Consider the following 22,514-nt stretch of genomic DNA (forward strand, 5'->3'; position numbering starts at 1 on the left):
TCAGGTTTAGGGGCGGAAAGGGTCACGTTCACCCTTGCATTGTTTCAAACGAGCAATAACTTCAGGGGAAGTTTGAGCAGTGTCTATCTTGCCGCTTTCATCAAGATAGATATCTATAGCCCCCCCCCATTTTGGCGTAATGTCTATACACCTCCGAAAGCCTTTTTTGCTCCCCCAATCAAAAATCATGAAAAAATCATTATTAGGAAAAATATGCCCAGTATCGAATGTAGCTTGCCCCGGAAGCATTCCTTCCTTATGAATACTATGTTGTGTGCTCCAGATCAGCCGAAGCTCGTCTGTTCCCTTCTCGGAGTAATGGACACGCACCACTGGTGTAGCAACATACCAGAACAGTAACGGAAGAATTGCGAGCACGCCAACAATATACCTCGATTTAATATTTTTAGCATTCATGAACACGGATGCCATCGCCCCATTCAGTTGGTGTTATCGCAAGTACTTTTTCCATGATCATTTTTGCTGTAATGCTTCCATTGGAATTTGCGCTGTAAAGCTGTAAACCAATACTGACTGAAATACGATCAGGTGCGTCATCCCATGCTCTTAACCCTTCCACCCCTTCTGTAGCCTGAGGCCCTTTGAGCTTTCGCTGGTCCTTTGGAACAAAAAGCATCTCTTCCCATTGTCGTAATTTGTCCGAAACAATCTGTTCAAGCCCCGCGCCATCCAGAAGGAGGCTTTCAGTGAGTCCCCCTGCCATACCTACATAGCCGTAGTGTATGTTCGACCAAATATCATAAAAATAGTCATACTTACCTTGTTTGTGGCGATACCCACCAAACTTGCTGTGGATCTTCGGTTTATGGTCCCACGGACGATTTTGACCCACTCGCTCAGTCCATATAGCCATGGCAGCTGCCAGATTTGAGCCCCCTATAGCTTGTGGATGGGTCGTACCTACTTGTAAGTACCAAGGTAAAGCCATTTTCTTGCGGGTCTCCTCAACAACGTCATAACTGAGCAACTCTTTCATCCTCAAGACCGAGGGATGTCGGATATTGCGGTTCATTTCGTCGGCAATATAGCCCGCCAGCGCTTCCATCATATCCGGGTGTGTGCAAACGACTGATTCAGTTTCTGAGGCAGAGCCTTTGTCAGGATCCGTCAGGTTGTCACCTGAATTAACCAAAGCATTGGCAGCGGTTGCCTTCTCAACCAATCTCGGATCGGCCAACAAGGTTGCCATCTTCTCGTCGTCTATAGAGCCATCCGGGCGGAATACTCCCAGCACTGCAAAATCAATGATTGCGGCATCGGGAGCCGCCCCCATGACAAAGCCGCCAAAGGTATCAATAGACCCGGTGATGATTGTCCCCCCGTGACTGGTAGGGCTCCCTAAATGAGCCATGGGACGGTAGTTAACCAGAATAGAAGGGAACCCCGTAGTGATGACAGCACCACACCCGCAGACGTCCCCAACACGGGCAGCACCAGCAAAGCTGATATTCACATCAGCCGACGCACTGGTAATAGGGGTAATACCATGACCGGGCAGTGGGCATACGTGTTTATCACCCAGTCGAGCGGAAGCAAGCATAGAACATCATCCTTGTGTGTATCGTCCATCGCCATAAAGCCAGTCTCATTCTGACGCTCGGGAGACTACCGAAAACTTAAGTATTGGCCTGTAGGAAAACCCTTGAGAGCCTGACAGAAAATTCTGAGCGACCGCCTCTTACGCTCTCACGTAAGCCTTACCGCACCTGCGTGGGCCTTTATCGTGCCCCCCTGGATGAGGGCCTTTCGGGCTGTCACAAGGCTGTCTCAAAGGTGTGACAAAGTGCTGGACATCGCCCTGCACATGGTTATATGTTGCGGCTTCCAGCCCCACCGCTCATAATCTCCCCCCGATTATAAGGACGTCTCCTGATCGGGCCTCGCAGCATCGCTAATCCTCGTGTTAGCTCCTCCGTAATGCCCACAGAGAGCCGCCCACACAGGTCATTTGCACACAGTCGTGCTCGATGAACGGTGCGCAATCGCTCGATTGATATCGAACCTTTTGCCTCCGACAACGCCTCACTCTGTATGCACCTGATCTGCCAGAGCTGCCATCGCAGCCCTTTTTGAGGTTTGGTTCACGTTTCCAAAAGAGCGTGAAAAAACGGGTTTCACTACTTCACAAGAGTGTGGCGAGCAAAATGAATAGGTACGCGTTTGTAAATGCACCATCAGCGTCTGAATCGGCCCCTTTGAACAGGACTGACCGCGACTGCGCCTCCATCACCGGAGCCTGAGGCCTGTCGTCCGGGCATGCGATGCCTTGACGATGGTCGAATGGCCGAACGGGTTGAAAAATGAGTTCATGCATCCTTGATGAAGACTCTTGTTCAGCCTGACCGGGACCTGCGCTTTAGATGCGAAAAATTGCGAAGAATCGGACAGGCGATCCTGGCCAGGACACATGGGGCCCAACCTTTATCCTTGCCCCGTCCCCCTGGCATCTAGCCTCAGGAACGTATGCCGTCAATTTGGTGCTGCAGATTTTGGAGACGCGTTAATGGCGCATAACGAAGCAGTCGACGTAGTATTGGTCGGAGCGGGCATCATGAGTGCCACCCTGGCCGTACTGCTCAAGGAGCTCGACCCCGGCCTCAAGCTGGAAGTCGTTGAGCTCATGGATTCCGGCGCTGCGGAGAGTTCCAACCCCTGGAACAACGCGGGGACCGGTCATGCCGGCCTCTGTGAGCTGAACTACACGCCGCCCGCGGCCGATGGCTCCATCGATATCAAGAAAGCGGTGCACATCAACGCCCAGTTCGAGGTATCGAAGCAGTTCTGGGCCTATCTGGCTCGCAAAGGCACCTTCGGCTCATCGAAATCCTTTATCAACCCGGTTCCACACCTGAGCTTCGTTCAGGGCGAGAGCGGAATTTCCTTCCTCAAGACCCGTTTTGAAGCGATGCACAAGCATCACGCCTTCTCTTCGATGGAGTACACCGAGGACAAGGCCAAGCTGGCCGAGTGGATGCCACTGATGATGCCTGGCCGTCCGGCCGACGAACCTATCGCCGCCACTCGGGTAATGAACGGTACGGACGTCAACTTCGGCGCGCTGACCAACCAGTTGCTTACCCACCTGGGCAACGCTCCCGACGCCCAGGTCAAATACTGCAAGCGCGTCACCGACCTGACCCGTAACGGCAACGGCTGGACCGTCACCATCAAGGACGTGAACAGCGGCAGCACTCGCCAGATCGACGCAAAATTCGTATTCCTCGGTGCCGGTGGCGCGGCCCTGCCGCTGCTGCAGATGTCGGGCATCGAAGAGAGCAAGGGCTTCGGTGGTTTCCCGGTCAGTGGCCAGTGGCTGCGTTGCGACAATCCGGAAGTGGTCAGACAGCATCAGGCCAAGGTCTACAGCCAGGCCGCCGTGGGCTCGCCGCCCATGTCGGTTCCGCACCTGGATACCCGCGTGGTCGATGGCAAGAAATCCCTGCTGTTCGGACCATACGCCGGCTTCACCACCAAGTTCCTCAAGCACGGTTCGTTCCTTGACCTGCCGCTGTCGGTACGCCTGGCCAACATCAAGCCGATGCTGGCCGTCGCTCGCGACAACATGGACCTGACCAAGTACCTGGTCAGCGAAGTGATGCAGTCGATGGAGCAACGCCTGGAGTCCCTGCGTCGCTTCTACCCGCAGGCCAAGGCCGAAGACTGGCGTCTGGAAGTCGCCGGTCAGCGAGTGCAGATCATCAAGAAAGACGCCAAGAAAGGCGGCATTCTGCAGTTCGGTACCGAACTGGTATCTGCACGGGACGGCTCTCTGGCGGCATTGCTCGGCGCTTCTCCGGGCGCATCGGTGACGGTTTCGATCATGCTGGAACTGATCGAGCGCTGCTTCCCGGACAAGGCTCGCAACGAGTGGGCAACCAAGCTCAACGAAATATTCCCGGCTCGGGAAAAAGCCCTGGAAAGCGATGCGCAGTTGTACCAGCGCGTCAGCCGCCAGAGCGACGAGAGCCTGGAGCTGGTCGAACAGACAAGCCAGGAACAAAGCAGCATCGCCTGATTGCCTGAGGTATAAAAAAACCCGTGAGCCTTGCAGCCACGGGTTTTTTCTTTTCAGAACAACGACTCGTCTTTAAAGGCTCTTGGCCAGGACTGCAATGTGTTCCGGGCCAATGCCACAGCAACCGCCGATATGCGTGGCTCCACGCTTGACCCAGTCCGCCGCCCACTGCTGATAACCTTGAGGATCAAGGTCTGCGCGCAATTCATCCAGACCATCGTTGGCCTTGGCATCCTTGGGTTGCGGCGGGAAGGCATTGGCATAAGCGCCGATGGCGATCTCGACATTCAATGACTCGAACACTTCGCGAGCAGCGTCGATAGCGGCACCGATCACTTCAGGCTGACTGCAGTTGAACAGCAGCGCAGCAGCACCCAGTTCGGCAGCGGCACGGGCCGCATCGGCAACCGGTTCGCCGGAACGCAGGCGTGCAACTTCGTCAACGTCTTCGTCCTGGAGCGTGAACGACAGCCAGAAGGGTTTGCCATCGGCAGGCAGGCCGGCACGGATGGTCCGGGCCTCGATGATGCAGCTTTGAGTCTCGGCCAGCCACAAGTCCACATGTGGAGCCAGACCGGCCACCAATGGTTTCAGGACTTCAGCCGCCAGCTCCGGTTTGTAGAGGTCCGGGCGATAGGAACCGAACAATGGCGGCAGGGAACCGGCTACCTGGGCACGTCCGCCCGAGGCATCCGCCGACTCGCGCGCCAGTCGCCCGGCCAGATCGGCCAGAGCCTGACCTTCGCGAGCGAAACGCTCCTCGCCAATATGGAAAGGCACGACCGCGTAGCTGTTGCTGGTGATTACCTGAGCGCCGCTGTCGATATAGGCGGTATGCACGGCACGCACCGCTTCGGGGGCCTCGCTCAGGGCAAGGGCCGACCATTCGGGTTGGCGGAAAGGAGCGCCTCGGCGCTGAAGCTCGCGGCCCATGCCGCCGTCAAGAATTACAGTCGAGCGCTGAGTCATATGCCATCTACTTATATCTTTATGAAAAAAACTCATTAGGAATGAGCTTGGTATAACGTATTTAATACAGCGCCTTATCCAAACTACAATCATTTTTTCAGGGGATAGCTTTGAAACTTAGCGCTCTGCTGGGCATTGGCCTGGTCACTCTGGCTGCATCGACTCAGACCTTCGCCGGTGCCACACTGGACCGCGTACAGAAGAACCAGGAACTGGTAAACGTCCTGATGGAAAGTTACCCGCCCTTCTCTTTCCTGAATGATAAAAACCAGCTGGACGGCTTCGATGTCGACGTCGCCAAAGCGGTCGCAGACAAACTGGGTGTGAAGCTGCGTCTTGAAACGCCTTCATGGGACGTGATCGCCGCCGGCCGCTGGAGCGGTCGCTACGACATCTGTGTCTGCTCCATGACCCCAAGCAAATCCCGCGCTGAAGTCTTCGATTTCCCCGTCGAATACTACGCTTCGCCTGCGGTGATCGTGGTCAACGCCAAAGATGATCGTATCCATTCGGCCAAGGACCTGAGCAACAAGAAGGTCGGCCTGACCAGCGCTTCCAGCTACGAAAGCTATCTGAACAAGAACCTGGTGATCGAAGGCGCTGAAGACAAGCCTCTGGAATACCCGTTCGAGAACGTTCAGATTGCTCCTTATGACAACGACAACGTTGCGTTCCAGGATCTGGGCCTGGGTGCCGGTGTACGCCTGGATGCCATCCTCACCAACCTGGTCACGGCCCAGCCGCGCCTGGATCAGGACAAGCGCTTCAAGCTCGCTGGCGCCTCGCTGTATGAAGAACCCAACTTCGTCGCCATCGAAAAAGGCGATGCCGAATGGGATGCCAGAATTCGTCAGATCTTTGCCGAACTCAAGCAGGACGGCACTCTGAGCAAGCTGTCGCAGAAGTGGATCGGCGCTGATATCAGCAAATGACTTCCTTCCAGCCTCAACGTCCACCCGAGCAGGCACAGAGCCTGCTCAAGCGTGTCTTCGGTTTCCGTACAAGGCTCTATCTGACCTGGGCGGCGATGTTTGTCCTGTTTGCCGGATTCTTTCTGAGCTTCGACCTGAAGTTTTCGATCATTCTCGACAAACTGCCGAATCTGGTCGGCCTGAGCCTGTCGCCCAACGGCTTTCTGCAGGGCGCGGCGCTGACCCTGTTCGTGTGCCTGTGCTCGATTGTCGTATCGGTGCTGCTGGGTTTTGTCGTGGCTCTGGCGCGGCTGTCCAGCAGTGCGGTGGCCTTTGGTATTGCGAGCTTCTATGCCTCGTTCTTCCGCGGCACGCCGCTGCTGATCCAGATCATGCTGATTTATCTGGGCCTGCCTCAGATAGGCGTCGTGCCCGGTGCAATCCTGGCCGGCATCATCGCCCTGTCCCTGAACTACGGTGCCTACCTGAGCGAGATATTCCGGGCAGGCATCATCGGCGTCGCAGCCGGTCAGCGTGAAGCGGCACTGGCACTGGCCTTGCGTCCCGCACAGATCTTCTGGCGCGTCACCCTGCCCCAGGCCATGCGCACCATCATCCCGCCCACCACCAACCAGTTCATCTCGATGCTCAAGGATTCTTCGCTGATTTCGGTGATGGGGGTCTGGGAAGTGATGTTCCTGGCCCAGTCCTATGGCCGCTCCAGCTATCGCTATATCGAGATGCTGACCACGGCGGCAGTGCTTTACTGGATCATGTCCATCGGGCTGGAATTGTTGCAGGCGCGGCTGGAACGCCACTACGGGAAGGCTTATCAGGCCAGAAAGTAGGATTTATTCGCGAAGGCGGCATTGTTTTTCGCGAATGAATTGGCTCTGTCTGCATTAAGTGTTGCATGTGGGAGGCAGCTTGCTGGCGACAACGGTGAAGTCGCCAGCAAGCTGCCTCCACAGTCTGAACTGCCCCCTACAGCGAACTCATGTCAGGCGCGGGCCTTCTCGATCAACTCGATGTAATCCTCGGCATTGCGCTGATCCTTGATCAGGGCGACGAAATCGTTGCCTTGCTCATCCTTGCCATCCAGGTCGTAACCGGCTTCCTTGAAGAACACCAGGAAACGTTCGAAGTCATCGATCCGCAGACCACGGTAGGCCTTGATCAGTTTGTGCAGCGACGGCGAGGTGGCATCGTACGGCTCGAAGTCGAGGAACAGTCTGATCTGCTCGTCGCCGATCTCGTCCCCAATCACCTGCTTCTTATCTTTACGCATTGCGGGCTCCAGCTGGTCGCATACACTTTCACGGGCGGGCAGTTTACCCTTGTGCGTGCGCGCTGCTCAACGCGTGCGTAGCACCGCAGTATGCAGGTCGGCCCAGACATGGCCGTTGGCATAGACAAGAAACTGGCAATACACCTTTTCATTGCGCAACAGGTCCACCACGGCCCGGTACTGGTTGACCGGGTAATAGAGCGTCAGGGTCCGGGACGGCTCATCGTAGGTCGGCTTTTTCAGGCTCTTGCTTTCGGCGTCGAAGTGAATGATCACTTTGGAAATGGTCGCGCCCTTGTTCAGCGGCTTGCCCTTGAGGCGCAGCAGCGTCGGCGAGGTAATGGGGATCGGCTGCTGGCTGGACTGGCGCTGGTTGCCAATCACCACCGAATATTCGGTTATCTGCAACAACTGCTGCTGTTCGGGCGCACCGGCGCGCAGGTTCAGATCGTCGGGAGGCAGGTACTGGCCATGCATGGGCTCAGCGTAAGCCGGTGCAAGCGATACCAGACCGCTGAACGCCATCAACGCAATGACGCCGGAAATCGATAATTTCATTCGGAACTTCCCTGAGAAACCCGCAATCATTCCTGTGCCACAGCGCAGGAATGCCCCTGGAGGCATTCCCGGCGCGACGATCAATTACATGCCCTTGACCGCATAGATCCCGGCAGCATTACGCCAGTAACCCTTATAGTCCATGCCGTAACCGAAGATATAACGGTCCACGCATGGCAGGCCAACGAAATCGGCCTTGAGGTCAGGACGGGCCTTGCGGTCGTGGTCCTTGTCGATCAATACCGCCGTGTGCACCGCACGAGCGCCGGCATGGCGACAGAAGTCGATGATGGCGCCCAGGGTATGACCTTCGTCGAGAATGTCGTCGATGATCAGCACGTCACGGTCGATGAACGAGACTTCCGGCTTGGCCTTCCAGAACAGGTCGCCGCCGGTGGTTTCGTTGCGATAGCGGGTCGCGTGCAGGTAAGACGCTTCCAGCGGGAATTTCAGATGGGTCAGCAGTTTGCCCGAGAAGATCAGGCCGCCATTCATCACACAGAAAACGACAGGATTGCGGTCGGCCAGTTCAGCGTTGATCTGCGCTCCGACGCGAGCGATGGCAGCATCGACTTCAGCCTCGGTGTAGAGGCAATCGGCCTCGCGCATGATTTGACGGATATGCTCGAGATCAGCGGACATGAAGCTCTCCAGATGGGCAGTTTGAGAAAAGCGGGCAAAGGTACGCATCCCGTTCATTCAGGGCAAGCGATTATGGACTAACGTTGCGAGTGGTGCTCAAAGGCAAGGATTTATACCCTTGTTTGACGATACTGCATGCGCCTTAAGACAGTGACAGCTGAATAGATTAATCTAGGCCGTTTTTTTGCCCCCTGCTGGAGCCTTTTCTTATGCCCATTCGTGAAATCCGTCATCCGCTGATCCGCCACAAGCTCGGTCTGATGCGCCGCGCTGACATCAGCACCAAGAATTTCCGTGAGCTGGCACAGGAAGTCGGCGCACTGCTTACTTATGAAGCCACCTCGGACCTGCCGCTGGAAAGCTACGACATCGAAGGCTGGTGCGGAACCGTACAGGTCGAGAAGATCGCAGGCAAGAAAATCACCGTCGTGCCGATCCTGCGCGCCGGCATCGGCATGCTCGACGGCGTGCTGAGCCTGATTCCGGGTGCCAAGGTCAGTGCCGTGGGCCTGGCCCGCAACGAAGAAACCCTGGAAGCCCACACCTACCTGGAAAAACTGGTCCCGGAAATCGACGAGCGTCTGGCGATGATCATCGACCCGATGCTGGCCACCGGCGGCTCGATGATCGCAACCATCGACCTGCTCAAGAAAGCCGGCTGCAAGGAAATCCGCGCCATGGTGCTGGTGGCCGCTCCAGAAGGTATCGCTGCCGTGGAGAAATCCCACCCGGACGTGATCATCTACACCGCCTCCATCGATCAGCACCTGAACGAGCATGGCTACATCATCCCGGGTCTGGGTGATGCCGGTGACAAGATTTTCGGCACCAAGCAAAAGGACGCGTAATTCGATGAAGCAGTCCGAATTCAACGATCCACTGTGGCGCACGGTACTTTCCGGCGCGCAAATGCTGTTCGTGGCCTTTGGTGCCCTGGTGCTGATGCCGCTCATTACCGGCCTGGATCCCAACGTGGCGCTGTTCACTGCGGGGCTGGGCACGCTGCTGTTCCAGATGGTTACGGGTCGTCAGGTGCCGGTCTTCCTGGCATCGAGCTTTGCCTTCATTACACCGATCATTCTCGCCAAGGGCCAGTTCGGCCTGGCCGCGACCATGGGCGGCGTGATGGCAGCGGGCTTCGTCTACACCTTCCTGGGCCTGGCCGTGAAGATCAAGGGCACAGGCTTTATCGACCGCCTGCTGCCGCCGGTGGTTATCGGTCCGGTGGTCATCTCCATCGGTCTGGCCATGGCGCCGATTGCCGCCAACATGGCGATGGGCAAGTCAGGTGACGGTGCCGAGCTGATACCTTACAAGACCGCCATGATGATCTCGATGCCAGCCCTGCTGACCACCCTGATCGTGGCCGTGTTCGGCAAAGGCATTTTCCGGCTGGTGCCGATCATTTCCGGCGTGCTGGTGGGCTTTGCGCTGTCGTTCTACTTTGGCGTGGTAGACACCGCGAAAATTGCCGCAGCACCCTGGCTGGCCCTGCCGCACTTCACGGCACCGGAGTTCAACTGGCAGGCCATCCTGTTCATTGTCCCGGTGGCACTGGCTCCGGCCATCGAGCATATCGGTGGCGTGATCGCAGTCGGCAGCGTGACCGGGCGCGACTACCTGAAAAAACCGGGCCTGCATCGCACCCTGTTCGGTGACGGTATCGCGACCACCGCAGCCGGCCTGTTCGGTGGCCCGCCCAACACCACCTACGCCGAAGTAACGGGCGCGGTAATGCTGACCAAGAACTACAACCCGGCCATCATGACCTGGGCTTCGGTCTTCGCCATTGTCCTGGCCTTTATCGGCAAGTTCGGTGCGCTGCTGCAGAGCATTCCCGTACCGGTCATGGGCGGGATTCTGTGCCTGCTGTTCGGCTCGATTGCTGCGGTGGGGATGAACACCCTGATTCGGCACAAGGTCGATCTGGCCGAAGCCCGTAACCTGGTGATTGTTTCGGTGACCCTGGTGTTCGGTATCGGCGGCGTGCTGATCGGCACCGGCAACGGCCCCGATGACTTCGGCCTCAAGGGCATCGCCCTGTGCGCCATTACCGCCATCGCCCTGAACCTGATCCTGCCGGGCAATGACAGCTGGAAGAACAAGCAACTGCCATAAAACGCCGGTAGGCGGATTCATTCGCGATACTTTCGCGAATGAATTCGCTGCCACACGGGCTCACTGCATCGGCTGGGCTTTTTCACACAACCGGTTCAAGGCCCTGGCCCAGTTCGGGTCGTCATTCAGGCAAGGCACCAGCACCAGTTCCTCGCCGCCCGCCTCCTTGAACTGCTCCGCTCCACGATCCCCGATCTCTTCCAGCGTCTCGATGCAGTCGGCCACGAAGGCCGGGCACATCACCAGCAGCTTCTTCACGCCCTGGGCTGCCAGTTCATCAAGACGCGCTTCCGTATAGGGTTCGATCCACTTGGCACGCCCAAGACGCGACTGGAACGACACCGACCATTTGCCGTCAGGAATGCCCATGCGCTGGGCAAAGGCTGCTGCCGAGCGTATGCATTGCGCGCGATAGCAGGTGGCGACAACCTCCGGCGGTGCGGTCATGCAGCAGTTTTCATTCTTGAAACAGTGATTGCCGGTCGGGTCGAGCTTGGTCAGGTGCCTTTCCGGCAGGCCATGAAAACTCAACAGCAGGTGATCGTGAGGCTGTTGCAAATGCGGGCGAACGTTTTCCACCAGGGCATCGAGGTACTCGTCCTGATCGTAGAAAGGTTTGAGCAGCGAAAACTCCATAGTCAGCGCTTTGGCCCGCACCACACGCCTGGCCTCCTCTATCACCGTGGTCACGGTGCTGTCGGCGAACTGTGGATAAAGCGGAGCAAGCGTCACCTTTCTGATGCCCTGCCCTGCCAGACGCGTCAGCACCGTTTCGATGGAGGGCTCGCCATAACGCATCGCAAGTTCAACCGGCCCCTGCGTCCACTCCTTCTTCATGGCTTCCTGCAAGCGCTTGCTCAGCACCACCAGCGGCGAGCCTTCATCCCACCAGATGGACGCATAGGCATGCGCCGACTGTTCGGGACGCTTGATCAGGATCAGCGAGACCAGCAGCCTGCGAACCGGCCACGGCAAATCGATGACGTAAGGGTCCATCAGAAACTGATTGAGATACCGGCGGACGTCCGGCACTGCCGTGGAAGCAGGCGAACCCAGATTGACCAGCAACAGCGCGTGATCGGTCATGCAACATCCTATTTCAATGGCTTCAGTGGCGGCCCGAAAATTCACTCAGGGCAGCGCGCAGATCAGTAAATCGGAAGGTAAAACCTGCTTCCAGCAAACGTGCCGGTCTGGCACGCTGGCCACCCAGCAGCAACACGGACAACTCACCCAGCGCCACACGCAATACCAGCCCCGGCAAAGGCATGAAGGCGGGCCGACGCAGGACACCCGCCAGCGTCCTGGCAAACTCACGATTACGCACCGGCGAGGGCGCGCAGAGATTATAAGGACCTCGGGCATCGCGACGGTTCAACAGAAAATCAATCGCCGCGATTTGATCGTCGATATGAATCCAGGGCATCCATTGCCGACCATTGCCGATCGGGCCACCCAGCCCCAGTTTGAAAGGCAACAATAAGCGCTGCACAAAACCGCCCTGATTCGACACCACAAGACCGGTACGTATCAGCACCACACGAATGCCCAAGGCTTCGGCACGCTGAGCGGTTTCCTCCCATGCGCTGCAAAGCTGGCTGGCAAAGTCTTCCTTGATCGGTCGTGAGCTTTCATCAAGTTCGTGCTCAGCCGAATCGCCATACCAGCCGACCGCAGAACCGGAAATCAGCACTTCGGGCTTTTGCTGCCGCCCCTCCAGCCAGGCCAGCAGCTGCTCGGTCAGGCCGATACGGCTGCTCCACAGCAGTAACCGGCGCTTGCGCGTCCAGGGTCGGTCGGCTATCGGGGCACCCGCGAGGTTGATGACGGCATCGATGGAGTGCTCGTTCAGTTCTTCCAGACGGGCGATGCCACGCACCGACGGGCCACAGAGTTCAGCCACTTCAGCAGGCCGACGACTCCAGACCGTCAATTGATGACCTTGCGCAGACCAGAGTCGGCAGAGCGCTCGTCCGATCAAACCTGTACCGCCGGTCAGCAATATGTGCATGGCAGGTTACCTCGCGTGGCGTTCGTGGCAATTGAGTAGTCTATTTTTTACGGGTCTGGCTTATCCGCAAAAGCACAAACCTTTGCTGAACCATAGGCCACACCTGAATGAATCGGAGCTTTACTACCCAGCCGGGTAGTTGGCCCATTGTCTACAGGCAACAGACTGACCGTCGTGAAGCGCAAGGGTTGCAGTTGACTATAAGCAGTAAAATCGAGAACGACTGCAAGTTATACCAAAAACGGAGATTGTACAGGTTTTAACTACGGCGTAGTCTGTGCAGACAAGGTAACGAGGCCCCTATGACTGTACCTATCGCAATCATCGGTACCGGTATCGCCGGACTCTCTGCTGCCCAGGCACTCAAGGCTGCCGGGCACGACGTACATCTTTTCGACAAAAGCCGCGGCAGCGGCGGAAGAATGTCCAGCAAGCGAAGTGAGGCAGGCTCTCTGGACATGGGCGCGCAGTATTTCACTGCCCGCGATCGCCGTTTCGTGGCGGCCGTCAATCAGTGGCAAGCCAAAGGCCATGTGGCCGAATGGACTCCTTCGCTGTACAACTTCCATGGCGGCAGACTCAGCCCGTCTCCTGACGAGCAGGTACGCTGGGTCGGCACCCCGGGCATGAGCGCCATTACCCGGGCCCTTCTGGGCGACCTGCCGGTGACATTCTCGTGCCGCATCACCGAAGTCTTCCGCGGTGAAGAGCACTGGAACCTGCAAGACGCCGAAGGCAATAACCACGGCCCTTTCAGCCATGTGGTCATCGCCATACCGGCACCTCAGGCAGCGACTATGCTGGCGGCGGCACCGAAACTGGCCAGCGTGGTGACCGGTGTGAAAATGGACCCGACCTGGGCGGTTGCCCTGGCCTTCTCCGCCCCGCTGCAAACCCCGATGCAAGGCTGTTTCGTTCAGGACAGCCCGCTGGACTGGCTGGCCCGCAATCGCAGCAAACCGCAACGTGACGACACTCTGGACACCTGGGTTCTGCATGCCTCCAGCAATTGGAGCAGGCAGCATCTGGACATGCCCAAGGAACAGGTCATCGAGCATCTGCATGGCGCATTTGCCGAGCTGATCAACTGCCCGATGCCGGCTCCTGTCTTCAGCCAGGCGCACCGCTGGCTGTATGCACGGCCAGCCGGCTCCCACGAATGGGGCGCACTATCCGATGCCGATCTGGGCATTTACGTCTGTGGCGACTGGTGCCTGTCCGGCCGCGTCGAAGGCGCATGGCTCAGCGGCCAGGAAGCCGCGCGTCGTCTGCTCGAACACCTCAAGTGAATACCATCAATCCCCGCAAACTGCTGCTGTCGAAATGGACCGCAGCAGTACCGCTCAACCGCGAAAAACACTTTCTGGTGACCGAACTGTTCAAGGACGAAGAAGGCACGGTGCTGGAGATTGAACTGCAGGCCGTGATGACTCACCGCAGCGAACGTCTGCCGTGGCAGGTCCTACAGAATTCCGAGGTGTGGCGGATGGGCTGGAAGTGAGCAGGCCCGTTTTCTGAGCCGATGCCGCCCGCGAATTCTTGTACAAAGAATTTGACTTGTACAGCTACAAACCTATGATGAGACAAGTTGTACAGACTTACTGATCTGTACAAGTCTTGCGTAGAGGTTTGTGATGTCAGCGCCTGTGATCGATAAACCAAAACTGGGAATCAGCGCCTGCCTGCTGGGTGCAGAGGTACGCTTCAATGGCGGCCATAAAGAATCCCGCCTGTGCACCCAGGCGCTGGGGACATATTTCGATTTCGTTCCGGCCTGCCCGGAAGTCGCCATCGGCATGGGCATTCCACGCGAGCCGATAAGGCTGGTGGGCGACCCGGTAAATCCCCAGGCAGTCGGTACCGTCAACAGCGATCTGAACGTTACCCGGGCCCTGGCCGACTACGGGCTGCACATGGCCAACGAGATGGATGATATCTGTGGCTACATTTTCATGCAGAAGTCACCGTCCTGCGGCCTGGAGCGGGTCAAGGTCTATCGCGAGAATGGTGCCCCGGTGGATGGCGGCGGACGCGGTATCTATGCCCAGGCCTTCTGTGCCAGTAACCCCGACCTACCGGTCGAAGAAGACGGCAGGCTCAACGACGCGGTGCTGCTGGAAAACTTCGTGACCCGGGTATTCGCCTACGCCGCCTGGCAAAAGCTGCTCAAGGAGGGCGTGACCCGCCGGGCCTTGAGCGAATTCCATTCGCGCTACAAATATCAGCTCATGGCCAGCAACCCTCAGCAATACAAGGTGCTGGGCAACATGCTGGGCAGCATGGGCCGCAGCGATCCCAACGAGATTGCCCCACGCTATTTCAGCCAACTGATGGCGGCACTGAAAAAATGCGCCACCCGCCGCACTCATACCAATGTGCTGCAGCACCTGAGCGGCTACCTCAAAAACCACCTCGATACCGAGGACAAGCAGGAAATCCAGCGCCTGATCACTCAATACCATCAGGGCATCGTGCCCCTGATCGTGCCGCTGACCCTGCTCAAGCACCACTTTCGCCAACATCCCGATCCGTATATCGCGCTGCAGGTTTACATGCAGCCGCATCCGGAAAACCTGAGCCTGCGAAATGCGATCTGAACCATGAACGATACAAACCAGGAAGTGCACCAGCCGGATCACTGGCTGCCGATCCGTGAGGTTGCACGCCAGACCGGAGTCAACGCCGTCACCCTGCGCGCCTGGGAGCGACGCTATGGCTTGATCGTGCCCCATCGCACCGCCAAGGGACACCGGCTGTACACCCACGAACATGTGCAGCGGGTAATGACGATTCTGACCTGGCTCAACCGTGGAGTGTCCGTCAGCCAGGTCAAGGCCCTGATCGATGAGCAACAACCGGAAAGCTTCACCCCCGGCAACGACTGGGATGCCCTGCGCCAGACACTGTTGCAAGCCATCGGTGAACTGGCCGAACGCCGGGTCGACGATGTGTTCAATCAGGCCATGTCGCTGTATCCACCCCGGACTTTGTGTGAGCAATTATTGCTGCCACTGCTGGCCGAGCTGGAAAAACGCTGGCAGGGCAAGTTCGGCGCGCAGATGGAACGGGCGTTCTTCTATTCGTGGCTGCGCAGCAAGCTCGGCGCACGCATCTATCACAACAACCGGCAGCTCAATGGCAAACCGTTGCTGCTGGTGAATCAGTCCGACCTGCCACTGGAGCCGCATCTGTGGCTCGTGGCCTGGCTGGTCAGCAGCGCCGACTGCCCGGTGGAAGTCTTCGACTGGCCGCTGCCCGCAGGCGAACTGGCGCTGGCTACCGAATATCTGCAACCACGCGGCGTGCTGCTTTATTCCAGCAAATCGCTGAATCCCGCTCAGTTACCCCGGTTACTAAGCAACATTTCCTGCCCGATCGTTCTGAGTGGACCAACGGTACAGATCCACAATGCCGATTTGCTCGTATGTGCGAACGAGGTCGCCGGATTGACCCTTGCTCAAGATCCGCTCAGTGCACAGATCGAATTGAACAGGCTCGGACTCATCTAAAGGATTTCACATGCAACTGTTTTGGCTGCGTAGCGATTTGCGCGTTCACGACAATACCGCCCTGGCTGCTGCCATGGAGCGGGGTCCGACGCTTGCGGTGTATCTGGTCAGCCCGACTCAATGGCAGAACCATGACGATGCCGCCTGCAAGGTGGATTTCTGGCTGCGCAATCTGGTCGAGCTGGAAAAAGCCCTGGGTGAGCTGAATGTTCCCTTGCTGATCCGCAAGGCCGACACCTGGGACAAAGCCCCCGAAGTGCTGGCGAAGCTCTGCGCGGAGCACGCTATCCAAGGCGTGCACAGCAATGAAGAATACGGCATCCATGAAAGCCGCCGCGATCAGGCCGTGCACCGGACGCTGGAAAAATCCGGAGTGCATTTCAACAGCTATCTGGATCAACTGCTGTTCAAACCCGGCAGCATTCTGACCAGAACCGGTGGCTACTTTCAGGTCTACAGCCAGTTCCGCAAAGTCTGCTACGCTCGTCTGCACGAAGCGATGCCACGCCTCGTCCGTCTGCCAAAGGCTCAGCAGCCGCTGTCGATCAAAAGCGATGCGGTACCCGATCAGGTCGAAGGTTTTGCCACGCCGTCCAAAGCGCTGCGCGAACTCTGGCCTGCCGGCGAACATGAAGCACGTCAGCGCCTGTCCACCTTCAGTGACGATCAGATCCGCTATTACCAGAGCGAGCGGGACTTTCCTGCAAAGCCCGGTACCAGCCAGTTATCGGCGTATCTCGCAGCGGGTGTGATTTCGCCTCGTCAATGCCTGCATGCCGCACTGACGAGCAATAACGGGGAGTTCGAGACCGGCAACATCGGGATCGTGACCTGGATCAACGAGCTGTTGTGGCGGGAGTTCTACAAACACATTCTGGTGGGCTACCCTCGCGTTTCGAGGCATCGCGCGTTTCGCCCGGAAACCGAAGCCGTTAAATGGCGTAATGCTCCAACCGAACTGGCCGCGTGGCAGGAAGCCCGCACCGGTTTGCCCATCATCGATGCTGCCATGCGCCAGTTGCTGGAAACAGGCTGGATGCATAACCGACTAAGGATGGTCGTTGCAATGTTCCTGACCAAGAACCTGTTGATCGACTGGCGCGAGGGCGAGCGCTTTTTCATGCGCCACCTGATCGACGGAGATCTTGCAGCCAATAACGGCGGCTGGCAGTGGAGCTCATCCACAGGCACCGATTCGGCTCCTTACTTCCGCATCTTCAATCCATTGTCGCAATCGGAAAAATTCGATCCGGAAGGACGCTTCATCAAGCACTGGTTGCCGGAACTGGCCAGCCTCAACAAGAAAGAGGTTCATAACCCGGCGCTTGTCGGCGGGCTGTTCGGTGTCGCCAACTATCCGTCCCCGATTGTCGACCTGGGCAAAAGCCGCGAACGGGCACTGGCCGCGTTCAAGGCCCTGCCCCATCGCCAGCCTGCTGCGGATGCGCTCCATGAGTGAATTCCTGCAACGCTTCGCCCATGACTTCGCAGCGCTGAACAAGGACAACCTTGAGCGAGTGGCTGACCTGTACAGCGACAACGTGTCGTTCACAGACCCGCTGCACCATATCCAGGGTCTGCCAGCCATGCAGGACTACTTCGCCCAGCTGTACAGCAATGTCAGTGACCTGCATTTCGACTTCCATCGCTTCGATGAAGTCAGGCCCGGCGAAGGTTATCTGGTCTGGACCATGAGTTATTCACACCCGCGTCTGAAAAGGGGTCGGGTCATCAAGGTCGAAGGCTGTTCACATCTGCATTGGCACGAAAAGGTTTACCGGCATCGGGATTACTTCGATGCCGGCGCATTGCTCTATGAACACCTCCCCATCATGGGAGGCTTGATTGCCTGGCTGAAGAAGAGGTTGGCATGAATACATCTTATGCTCGTCGCATCTGGTTGACCGGGGCCAGCAGCGGTATAGGCCTCGCCCTGGCAAAAGAGTTGCTCGACGCGAGGCACCAACTGGCCCTGACTGCCAGAACCGAAGCGCCCTTGCAGGATTTGTCGGACCGCTATCCCGGTCAGGTCCTGCTGCTCATCGGCGATATAACCGATGGCGCGCAAGTCAAGAACATGGGCGACCGTATCGAGCAGGAGTGGGGAGCTCTGGACAGCGTCATCCTCAATGCGGGGACCTGCGAGTACCTTGAAGCCGGACATTTCGATGCCACGCTGGTGGAGCGGGTAATTCGCACCAATCTTCTGGCCACCAGCTTCTGCATTCAGGAAGCACTGCCCTTGTTGCGCAAAGGGGTAAAACCCCATCTGGCCGGCGTGGCCAGCGCAGTGACCTATCTGGCCCTGCCACGCGCCGAAGCCTATGGCGCATCGAAAGCCGGCATGCGCTATATGCTGGAGTCACTGCGCCTGGATCTGGCCAGTGAAGATATCGACGTCACCGTGATCAGCCCGGGTTTTGTGGAAACGCCACTGACCGCAAAAAACGATTTCCCGATGCCCATGCGCTGGCCGGTGGAAAAGGCAGCCCGTTACATCGCCAAAAGAATGGAGCAGCCCAGACGCCCTCTGGAAATATCGTTCCCCGGCCCGTTCATTCTCAGCCTGCGCCTGCTGGCCCTGTTACCGGCACGTGCAAGGTTTGCCCTATGCAAACGCATGGCACGCCCCCCAACCTCGAATAAGGACGCTCAATGAAGATCGCCATCATCGGCAGCGGTATCTCGGGCCTGACCAGCGCCTACGTACTCAACCGCTCCCATGAGATCACCGTGTTCGAAGCATCCGACTGGATCGGCGGCCACACCCATACCGTGGATGTGCAAGTCGCTGGCCGTGCCTACGCCATCGATACCGGCTTTATTGTCTTCAATGACTGGACCTACCCGAATTTCATCAAGTTGCTCGGCCAGTTGGGCGTGTCATTCAAGCCAGCTGAAATGAGCTTTTCGGTGCATGACCCGCGCACCGGGGTGGAATACAACGGCAATAATCTCAACAGCCTGTTCGCCCAGCGCAGCAACCTGTTGTCGCCAAAGTTCTGGGGCATGCTGAGCGATATCCTGCGTTTCAATCGCCAGTCCGTGGCCGACCTGGAAAACCAGCGCATCGCGGCAGACACGACGCTGGGCGAGTACCTGAAAAACGGCCGTTACGGCCAGCGCTTCATCGATCACTACATCGTCCCCATGGGCGCAGCCATCTGGTCGATGTCACTGGCGGACATGCTGGGTTTCCCTCTGCAATTCTTCGTGCGCTTCTTCAAGAATCACGGGCTGCTTTCTGTCACTCATCGCCCACAGTGGTGCGTGATCGAGGGCGGCTCCAGAAGTTATGTCGAGCCGCTGACGGCATCGTTCAAAGACCGCATTCGCCTTTCATGCCCTGTGCACCGGGTCGAACGCGACAGCGAGGGCGTCACGCTGCACAGCGCGGCGGGCAGCGAACGCTTCGACAAGGTGATCTTCGCCTGTCACAGCGATCAGGCCCTGCAACTGCTGGCCCAGCCTTCGCAAACCGAACAGGACATCCTCGGCGCCCTGCGTTATGCCGAGAACGATGTGGTCCTGCACACCGACACCAAGCTGTTGCCCAAGCGCGCCTTGGCCTGGGCCAGCTGGAACTACCGCCTTGGCGGTGGCGAACAGCAACTGGCGGCGGTCACCTACGACATGAACATTCTGCAAGGTATCCAGAGCGACACCACGTTCTGCGTCAGCCTGAACCAGACCGACGCCATCGACCCGACGAAAATTCTTGGCCGCTACCGCTACGCCCATCCGCAATACAGCCTTGATGCCATTGCGGCCCAGGCTCGCTGGCAGGAAATCAACGGCGTCGAAAATACCCTGTACTGCGGCGCCTACTGGGCCAACGGTTTCCACGAAGACGGTGTGGTCAGCGGCCTGCGTGTAGCCGAAGCCCTGGGTGAATCGCTGTGAACAGCGCCCTTTACAGCGGCTGGATCACCCATCGGCGCTTTGCGCCAAGGGCCCACGAATTCAATTATCGGATCGGCCTGCTCTATCTGGATCTGGACGAGCAGGACGCTGTGCTCAACTTGTCACCGCTGGCCGGGGGCAAGCGTTTTTCGCCGTTTTCATTCAGGGAACATGACTATCTGCCGGAACTGACCGGGCGTGGCGTGCCGCTGATCGAAGCGGTACGCGAGCGCGTCGGGATAGCGCTGGGCCATATGCCGCTGGGCCGGGTCTGTCTGCTCACTCAAGCCCGCAGTTGGGGTTTGTCGTTCAACCCTGTGAGCTTTTTCTATTGCCATGAGGTCGACGGAACACTGGCCGCCATCCTGTGTGAGGTCACCAATACTCCCTGGGGCGAGCGCTATCACTACGTCCTGCCCGCCAATGGCGAAGGCCATCAGCACTTCGCCGTGGCCAAGGCGTTCCATGTCTCACCGTTTCTGCCCCGCGACCTGGAATACCGCATGAGCTTCAGCCAGCCCGCCGAAAGAATCGGCGTGCACATGGCCGACTGGCAAGGTGAGCTGAAGGTGTTCGATGCCACGCTCAACCTCAATCGCCAGCCTCTCAGCCGCCAGACGCTGCATCGCTATCTGCTTGCCTATCCATGGATGACTGCCAAAACCTGTCTTGCGATCTATTGGCAGGCCGTACGCCTGCTGCTCAAGCGCATCCCGATTTTCAATCATCAGACTGCTGACGGTGAATACCGTACTGGCATCCCGCAACCCAAGGATCGACGTAATGAAAAACATCAGTAGTAGTGGTTTTTCTGCCAATCTGGGTACCCATAATCTGACCACCAATTTCCTGCGCCGTGGCGTATTGCGCCAGCTTGCACAACTGCGCAACGGCCAGTTGGTGGTCAATGAAGGCTCGGAACGCCATGTATTCGGCAAGGCCGGGTCGCCGATTCAGGCAGAAATTCATGTCCGCGACTCTGCGGTCTGGGGACTGGTTGCCAGCGGCGGTTCCATCGGCGCGGGCGAAGCCTTTATCCATGGCTACTGGACCACGCCGGATCTGACCTCAGTGGTGCGGGTGTTCGTCAGCAACCTCGATGTGCTCGATGCCATGGAAGGCGGCATTGCACGCCTGACACGCCCCATGGTCCAGGGCCTGCACTGGCTCAACCGCAACACCCGCAAAGGTTCGCAGAAAAACATCGCGGCGCATTACGACCTGGGCAATAAATTGTTCGAGCAGTTTCTCGACCCGACGATGATGTATTCCGCCGCTCAATTCCTGAGCGAGAACGACAGCCTCGAACAGGCCCAGTTGAACAAGCTGGAACGCATCTGCCAGAAGCTGGCCCTCAAACCCGAGGATCATCTGCTGGAAATCGGCACGGGCTGGGGCAGCATGGCGATTTATGCCGCTCAGCATTACGGTTGCCGGGTCACGACGACCACACTGTCGAAAGAGCAGTTCGCCTACACCGAACAGCGTCTGCTGCAACTGGGCCTGCAGGACCGCGTGACCCTGCTGCTCAAGGATTACCGCGACCTCACCGGTCAGTACGACAAGCTGGTGTCCATCGAGATGATCGAAGCAGTGGGCCACAGGTTTCTGCCGACGTATTTCAAACAATGCTCGCACCTGCTCAAGAGCAACGGTCTGATGCTCTTGCAGGCCATCACCATTCGCGAGCAGCGTTATGAACAGGCCAGAAAGAATGTGGACTTCATCCAGCGTTATATCTTCCCGGGCGGTGCCTTGCCGTCGGTCCACAAGATGCTGGAAATCGTCGGCGGCGACACCGACATGAACCTGCTGCACATGGAAGACTTCGGCCTGCATTACGCCCGCACCCTGCACCTGTGGCACGAAAACTTCAAACAGGCCCACAGCACCTTGCTGGATCTGGGCTACGACGAATACTTCCTGCGTCTGTGGGAGTTCTATCTGTGCTATTGCGAAGGTGGTTTCCTGGAGCGAACCATCGGCACCGCACAATTGCTGCTGGCCAAACCCGAAGCCCTGCGCGCACCGGTGCTGGGACTCTTCGATGCTTAAAACCGTCGCCAATGCGGTGCTGTTCCAGATCGGCTGGTTCACCTGCGTGCTGGGCGGCAACAGTTACTGGCTTTTGATTGCAGCCGGTGTACTGGCCATACATCTGCTGTGGACCAGCTCCTGGGCGCGTGAGGGCAGATTACTGCTGGCCGTCACTGTGCTGGGGACGCTGCTCGACAGCACCCTGATGAATCTCGGGGTATTCGATTTCGGCACCAATAGCCCACTGATTCCCTTATGGCTGGTATTACTCTGGGCGGTGCTGGCGACCACACTCAATCATTGCCTGGCCTGGACTGCCAGCCCCTGGTGGCGTGCCAGCCTGCTCGGCGCCATTGGCGGCCCGATGTCTTACTACGCGGGCTCACAACTGGCGCAAGCCCAATTTCCAATCGGATTGTGGCCAAGCCTCCTGATACTGGGCGCGGTCTGGGCCGTCTTCTTTCCTTTGCTTCAGGGACTGGCGGCCCATCCGCTCATTGACAGACACACCGGAGCCAGCCACTGAAAGCCT

At 58.0% G+C, this 22,514-nt stretch carries 24 protein-coding genes; 16 read left to right on the top strand and 8 right to left on the bottom strand.

Annotation, left to right across the window (positions count from 1 at the left end):
* Positions 1-6 precede the first annotated feature (6 nt).
* On the bottom strand, positions 7-417 hold the full coding sequence (locus JSY17_RS17815) for a hypothetical protein (RefSeq protein ID WP_206402569.1): 411 nt from the start codon (positions 415-417) through the stop codon (positions 7-9).
* On the bottom strand, positions 407-1,561 hold the full coding sequence (locus JSY17_RS17820; protein ID WP_206402571.1) for a polymorphic toxin type 44 domain-containing protein: 1,155 nt from the start codon (positions 1,559-1,561) through the stop codon (positions 407-409). The genes JSY17_RS17815 and JSY17_RS17820 overlap by 11 nt, the downstream gene beginning before the upstream one ends.
* A gap of 963 nt (positions 1,562-2,524) precedes the next feature.
* Here JSY17_RS17820 and mqo point away from each other — a divergent pair.
* On the top strand, positions 2,525-4,036 hold the full coding sequence (mqo, locus tag JSY17_RS17825; RefSeq protein WP_122372603.1) for a malate dehydrogenase (quinone): 1,512 nt from the start codon (positions 2,525-2,527) through the stop codon (positions 4,034-4,036).
* 72 nt (positions 4,037-4,108) lie between these two features.
* Here the strand turns inward: mqo and JSY17_RS17830 are convergent, their stop codons facing one another.
* A complete protein-coding gene (locus tag JSY17_RS17830) occupies positions 4,109-5,005 on the bottom strand; it encodes a homocysteine S-methyltransferase family protein (protein ID WP_206402573.1) in 897 nt (298 codons plus the stop codon).
* Between the two features lie 110 nt (positions 5,006-5,115).
* Here JSY17_RS17830 and JSY17_RS17835 point away from each other — a divergent pair, with 110 nt between their 5' ends.
* Positions 5,116-5,937 (top strand): ABC transporter substrate-binding protein, encoded by an 822-nt coding sequence (locus JSY17_RS17835; protein ID WP_206402574.1) that lies wholly within the window; start codon positions 5,116-5,118, stop codon positions 5,935-5,937.
* Positions 5,934-6,764, top strand: a complete 831-nt coding sequence (locus tag JSY17_RS17840) for an amino acid ABC transporter permease (RefSeq protein WP_117166967.1) — start codon at positions 5,934-5,936, stop codon at positions 6,762-6,764. The genes JSY17_RS17835 and JSY17_RS17840 overlap by 4 nt, the downstream gene beginning before the upstream one ends.
* Before the next feature lie 152 nt (positions 6,765-6,916).
* On the opposite strand, the gene JSY17_RS17845 is transcribed toward JSY17_RS17840, so the two are convergent.
* The 3 genes from JSY17_RS17845 to JSY17_RS17855 form a co-directional block, all read right to left on the bottom strand.
* A complete protein-coding gene (locus JSY17_RS17845; RefSeq protein WP_117182281.1) occupies positions 6,917-7,204 on the bottom strand; it encodes a PA4642 family protein in 288 nt (95 codons plus the stop codon).
* Between the two features lie 66 nt (positions 7,205-7,270).
* Positions 7,271-7,762: a hypothetical protein gene (locus JSY17_RS17850; RefSeq protein WP_206402575.1), complete on the bottom strand. Its 492-nt coding sequence runs from the start codon at positions 7,760-7,762 to the stop codon at positions 7,271-7,273.
* Positions 7,763-7,846: 84 nt separating this feature from the next.
* Positions 7,847-8,404, bottom strand: coding sequence for a hypoxanthine-guanine phosphoribosyltransferase (locus tag JSY17_RS17855; protein WP_117167032.1), 558 nt, complete (start codon positions 8,402-8,404; stop codon positions 7,847-7,849).
* Positions 8,405-8,613: 209 nt separating this feature from the next.
* Here JSY17_RS17855 and upp point away from each other — a divergent pair, with 209 nt between their 5' ends.
* Together upp and JSY17_RS17865 are read left to right on the top strand one after the other, a co-directional pair.
* Entirely contained in the window at positions 8,614-9,252 is a 639-nt protein-coding gene (gene upp / locus JSY17_RS17860) for a uracil phosphoribosyltransferase (RefSeq protein ID WP_025258622.1), read from the top strand.
* 4 nt (positions 9,253-9,256) lie between these two features.
* Positions 9,257-10,522, top strand: coding sequence for a uracil-xanthine permease family protein (locus tag JSY17_RS17865; protein ID WP_122372607.1), 1,266 nt, complete (start codon positions 9,257-9,259; stop codon positions 10,520-10,522).
* A 60-nt stretch (positions 10,523-10,582) separates the two neighbouring features.
* Here JSY17_RS17865 and hemH read toward each other — a convergent pair whose 3' ends face one another.
* Both hemH and JSY17_RS17875 read right to left on the bottom strand, forming a co-directional pair.
* Positions 10,583-11,608, bottom strand: coding sequence for a ferrochelatase (gene hemH, locus JSY17_RS17870; protein ID WP_117166963.1), 1,026 nt, complete (start codon positions 11,606-11,608; stop codon positions 10,583-10,585).
* A gap of 22 nt (positions 11,609-11,630) precedes the next feature.
* Complete coding sequence (locus tag JSY17_RS17875; RefSeq protein WP_117186893.1) at positions 11,631-12,533, bottom strand: TIGR01777 family oxidoreductase; 903 nt, start codon at positions 12,531-12,533, stop codon at positions 11,631-11,633.
* Positions 12,534-12,835: 302 nt separating this feature from the next.
* Between JSY17_RS17875 and JSY17_RS17880 the strand changes: the two genes are divergently transcribed.
* The 11 genes from JSY17_RS17880 (at position 12,836) to JSY17_RS17930 (ending at position 22,508) form a co-directional block, all read left to right on the top strand.
* Positions 12,836-13,822, top strand: coding sequence for an NAD(P)/FAD-dependent oxidoreductase (locus JSY17_RS17880; RefSeq protein ID WP_206402576.1), 987 nt, complete (start codon positions 12,836-12,838; stop codon positions 13,820-13,822).
* Positions 13,819-14,034 carry a TIGR02450 family Trp-rich protein gene (locus JSY17_RS17885; protein ID WP_025258617.1) on the top strand — a complete coding sequence of 72 codons (216 nt, stop codon included), beginning with the start codon at positions 13,819-13,821 and terminating at the stop codon, positions 14,032-14,034. Before JSY17_RS17880 ends, JSY17_RS17885 begins: the two co-directional genes overlap by 4 nt.
* A gap of 133 nt (positions 14,035-14,167) precedes the next feature.
* Positions 14,168-15,130 carry a YbgA family protein gene (locus tag JSY17_RS17890; protein WP_117182273.1) on the top strand — a complete coding sequence of 321 codons (963 nt, stop codon included), beginning with the start codon at positions 14,168-14,170 and terminating at the stop codon, positions 15,128-15,130.
* 3 nt (positions 15,131-15,133) lie between these two features.
* Complete coding sequence (locus JSY17_RS17895; RefSeq protein WP_117186891.1) at positions 15,134-16,042, top strand: MerR family transcriptional regulator; 909 nt, start codon at positions 15,134-15,136, stop codon at positions 16,040-16,042.
* Positions 16,043-16,052: 10 nt separating this feature from the next.
* The gene (phrB, locus tag JSY17_RS17900) at positions 16,053-17,501 is read left to right on the top strand and encodes a deoxyribodipyrimidine photo-lyase (RefSeq protein ID WP_117186890.1); all 1,449 of its coding nucleotides are present in this window, start codon (positions 16,053-16,055) and stop codon (positions 17,499-17,501) included.
* Positions 17,494-17,916 carry a nuclear transport factor 2 family protein gene (locus tag JSY17_RS17905; protein ID WP_117166956.1) on the top strand — a complete coding sequence of 141 codons (423 nt, stop codon included), beginning with the start codon at positions 17,494-17,496 and terminating at the stop codon, positions 17,914-17,916. The genes phrB and JSY17_RS17905 overlap by 8 nt, the downstream gene beginning before the upstream one ends.
* Positions 17,913-18,701 carry an SDR family NAD(P)-dependent oxidoreductase gene (locus JSY17_RS17910; protein ID WP_206402577.1) on the top strand — a complete coding sequence of 263 codons (789 nt, stop codon included), beginning with the start codon at positions 17,913-17,915 and terminating at the stop codon, positions 18,699-18,701. Before JSY17_RS17905 ends, JSY17_RS17910 begins: the two co-directional genes overlap by 4 nt.
* Positions 18,698-19,945 carry an NAD(P)/FAD-dependent oxidoreductase gene (locus JSY17_RS17915; protein ID WP_206402578.1) on the top strand — a complete coding sequence of 416 codons (1,248 nt, stop codon included), beginning with the start codon at positions 18,698-18,700 and terminating at the stop codon, positions 19,943-19,945. Before JSY17_RS17910 ends, JSY17_RS17915 begins: the two co-directional genes overlap by 4 nt.
* Positions 19,942-20,745: a DUF1365 domain-containing protein gene (locus JSY17_RS17920; protein ID WP_122372613.1), complete on the top strand. Its 804-nt coding sequence runs from the start codon at positions 19,942-19,944 to the stop codon at positions 20,743-20,745. Before JSY17_RS17915 ends, JSY17_RS17920 begins: the two co-directional genes overlap by 4 nt.
* The gene (locus tag JSY17_RS17925) at positions 20,729-22,000 is read left to right on the top strand and encodes an SAM-dependent methyltransferase (RefSeq protein ID WP_117186886.1); all 1,272 of its coding nucleotides are present in this window, start codon (positions 20,729-20,731) and stop codon (positions 21,998-22,000) included. Before JSY17_RS17920 ends, JSY17_RS17925 begins: the two co-directional genes overlap by 17 nt.
* Positions 21,993-22,508 carry a DUF2878 domain-containing protein gene (locus JSY17_RS17930; protein ID WP_206402579.1) on the top strand — a complete coding sequence of 172 codons (516 nt, stop codon included), beginning with the start codon at positions 21,993-21,995 and terminating at the stop codon, positions 22,506-22,508. The genes JSY17_RS17925 and JSY17_RS17930 overlap by 8 nt, the downstream gene beginning before the upstream one ends.
* The last annotated feature ends 6 nt before the right edge of the window (positions 22,509-22,514 follow it).

The sequence above is a fragment of the Pseudomonas capsici genome, assembly GCF_017165765.1.
In the GTDB taxonomy this organism is placed as follows: Bacteria; Pseudomonadota; Gammaproteobacteria; order Pseudomonadales; family Pseudomonadaceae; genus Aquipseudomonas; species Aquipseudomonas capsici.

Bases quoted from the DNA above. Each gene is read 5' to 3' on its own strand.
- JSY17_RS17880 (WP_206402576.1), top strand. From the start codon at position 12,836: ATGACTGTACCTATCGCAATCATCGGTACCGGTATCGCCGGACTCTCT.
- JSY17_RS17850 (WP_206402575.1), bottom strand. From the start codon at position 7,762: ATGAAATTATCGATTTCCGGCGTCATTGCGTTGATGGCGTTCAGCGGT.
- JSY17_RS17865 (WP_122372607.1), top strand. From the start codon at position 9,257: ATGAAGCAGTCCGAATTCAACGATCCACTGTGGCGCACGGTACTTTCC.
- JSY17_RS17830 (WP_206402573.1), bottom strand. From the start codon at position 5,005: ATGACTCAGCGCTCGACTGTAATTCTTGACGGCGGCATGGGCCGCGAG.
- JSY17_RS17875 (WP_117186893.1), bottom strand. From the start codon at position 12,533: ATGCACATATTGCTGACCGGCGGTACAGGTTTGATCGGACGAGCGCTC.
- JSY17_RS17855 (WP_117167032.1), bottom strand. From the start codon at position 8,404: ATGTCCGCTGATCTCGAGCATATCCGTCAAATCATGCGCGAGGCCGAT.
- JSY17_RS17910 (WP_206402577.1), top strand. From the start codon at position 17,913: ATGAATACATCTTATGCTCGTCGCATCTGGTTGACCGGGGCCAGCAGC.
- upp (WP_025258622.1), top strand. From the start codon at position 8,614: ATGCCCATTCGTGAAATCCGTCATCCGCTGATCCGCCACAAGCTCGGT.
- JSY17_RS17840 (WP_117166967.1), top strand. From the start codon at position 5,934: ATGACTTCCTTCCAGCCTCAACGTCCACCCGAGCAGGCACAGAGCCTG.
- JSY17_RS17895 (WP_117186891.1), top strand. From the start codon at position 15,134: ATGAACGATACAAACCAGGAAGTGCACCAGCCGGATCACTGGCTGCCG.
- JSY17_RS17815 (WP_206402569.1), bottom strand. From the start codon at position 417: ATGAATGCTAAAAATATTAAATCGAGGTATATTGTTGGCGTGCTCGCA.
- JSY17_RS17890 (WP_117182273.1), top strand. From the start codon at position 14,168: ATGTCAGCGCCTGTGATCGATAAACCAAAACTGGGAATCAGCGCCTGC.
- JSY17_RS17820 (WP_206402571.1), bottom strand. From the start codon at position 1,561: ATGCTTGCTTCCGCTCGACTGGGTGATAAACACGTATGCCCACTGCCC.
- JSY17_RS17925 (WP_117186886.1), top strand. From the start codon at position 20,729: ATGAAAAACATCAGTAGTAGTGGTTTTTCTGCCAATCTGGGTACCCAT.
- JSY17_RS17905 (WP_117166956.1), top strand. From the start codon at position 17,494: ATGAGTGAATTCCTGCAACGCTTCGCCCATGACTTCGCAGCGCTGAAC.
- JSY17_RS17915 (WP_206402578.1), top strand. From the start codon at position 18,698: ATGAAGATCGCCATCATCGGCAGCGGTATCTCGGGCCTGACCAGCGCC.
- JSY17_RS17845 (WP_117182281.1), bottom strand. From the start codon at position 7,204: ATGCGTAAAGATAAGAAGCAGGTGATTGGGGACGAGATCGGCGACGAG.
- hemH (WP_117166963.1), bottom strand. From the start codon at position 11,608: ATGACCGATCACGCGCTGTTGCTGGTCAATCTGGGTTCGCCTGCTTCC.
- phrB (WP_117186890.1), top strand. From the start codon at position 16,053: ATGCAACTGTTTTGGCTGCGTAGCGATTTGCGCGTTCACGACAATACC.
- mqo (WP_122372603.1), top strand. From the start codon at position 2,525: ATGGCGCATAACGAAGCAGTCGACGTAGTATTGGTCGGAGCGGGCATC.
- JSY17_RS17930 (WP_206402579.1), top strand. From the start codon at position 21,993: ATGCTTAAAACCGTCGCCAATGCGGTGCTGTTCCAGATCGGCTGGTTC.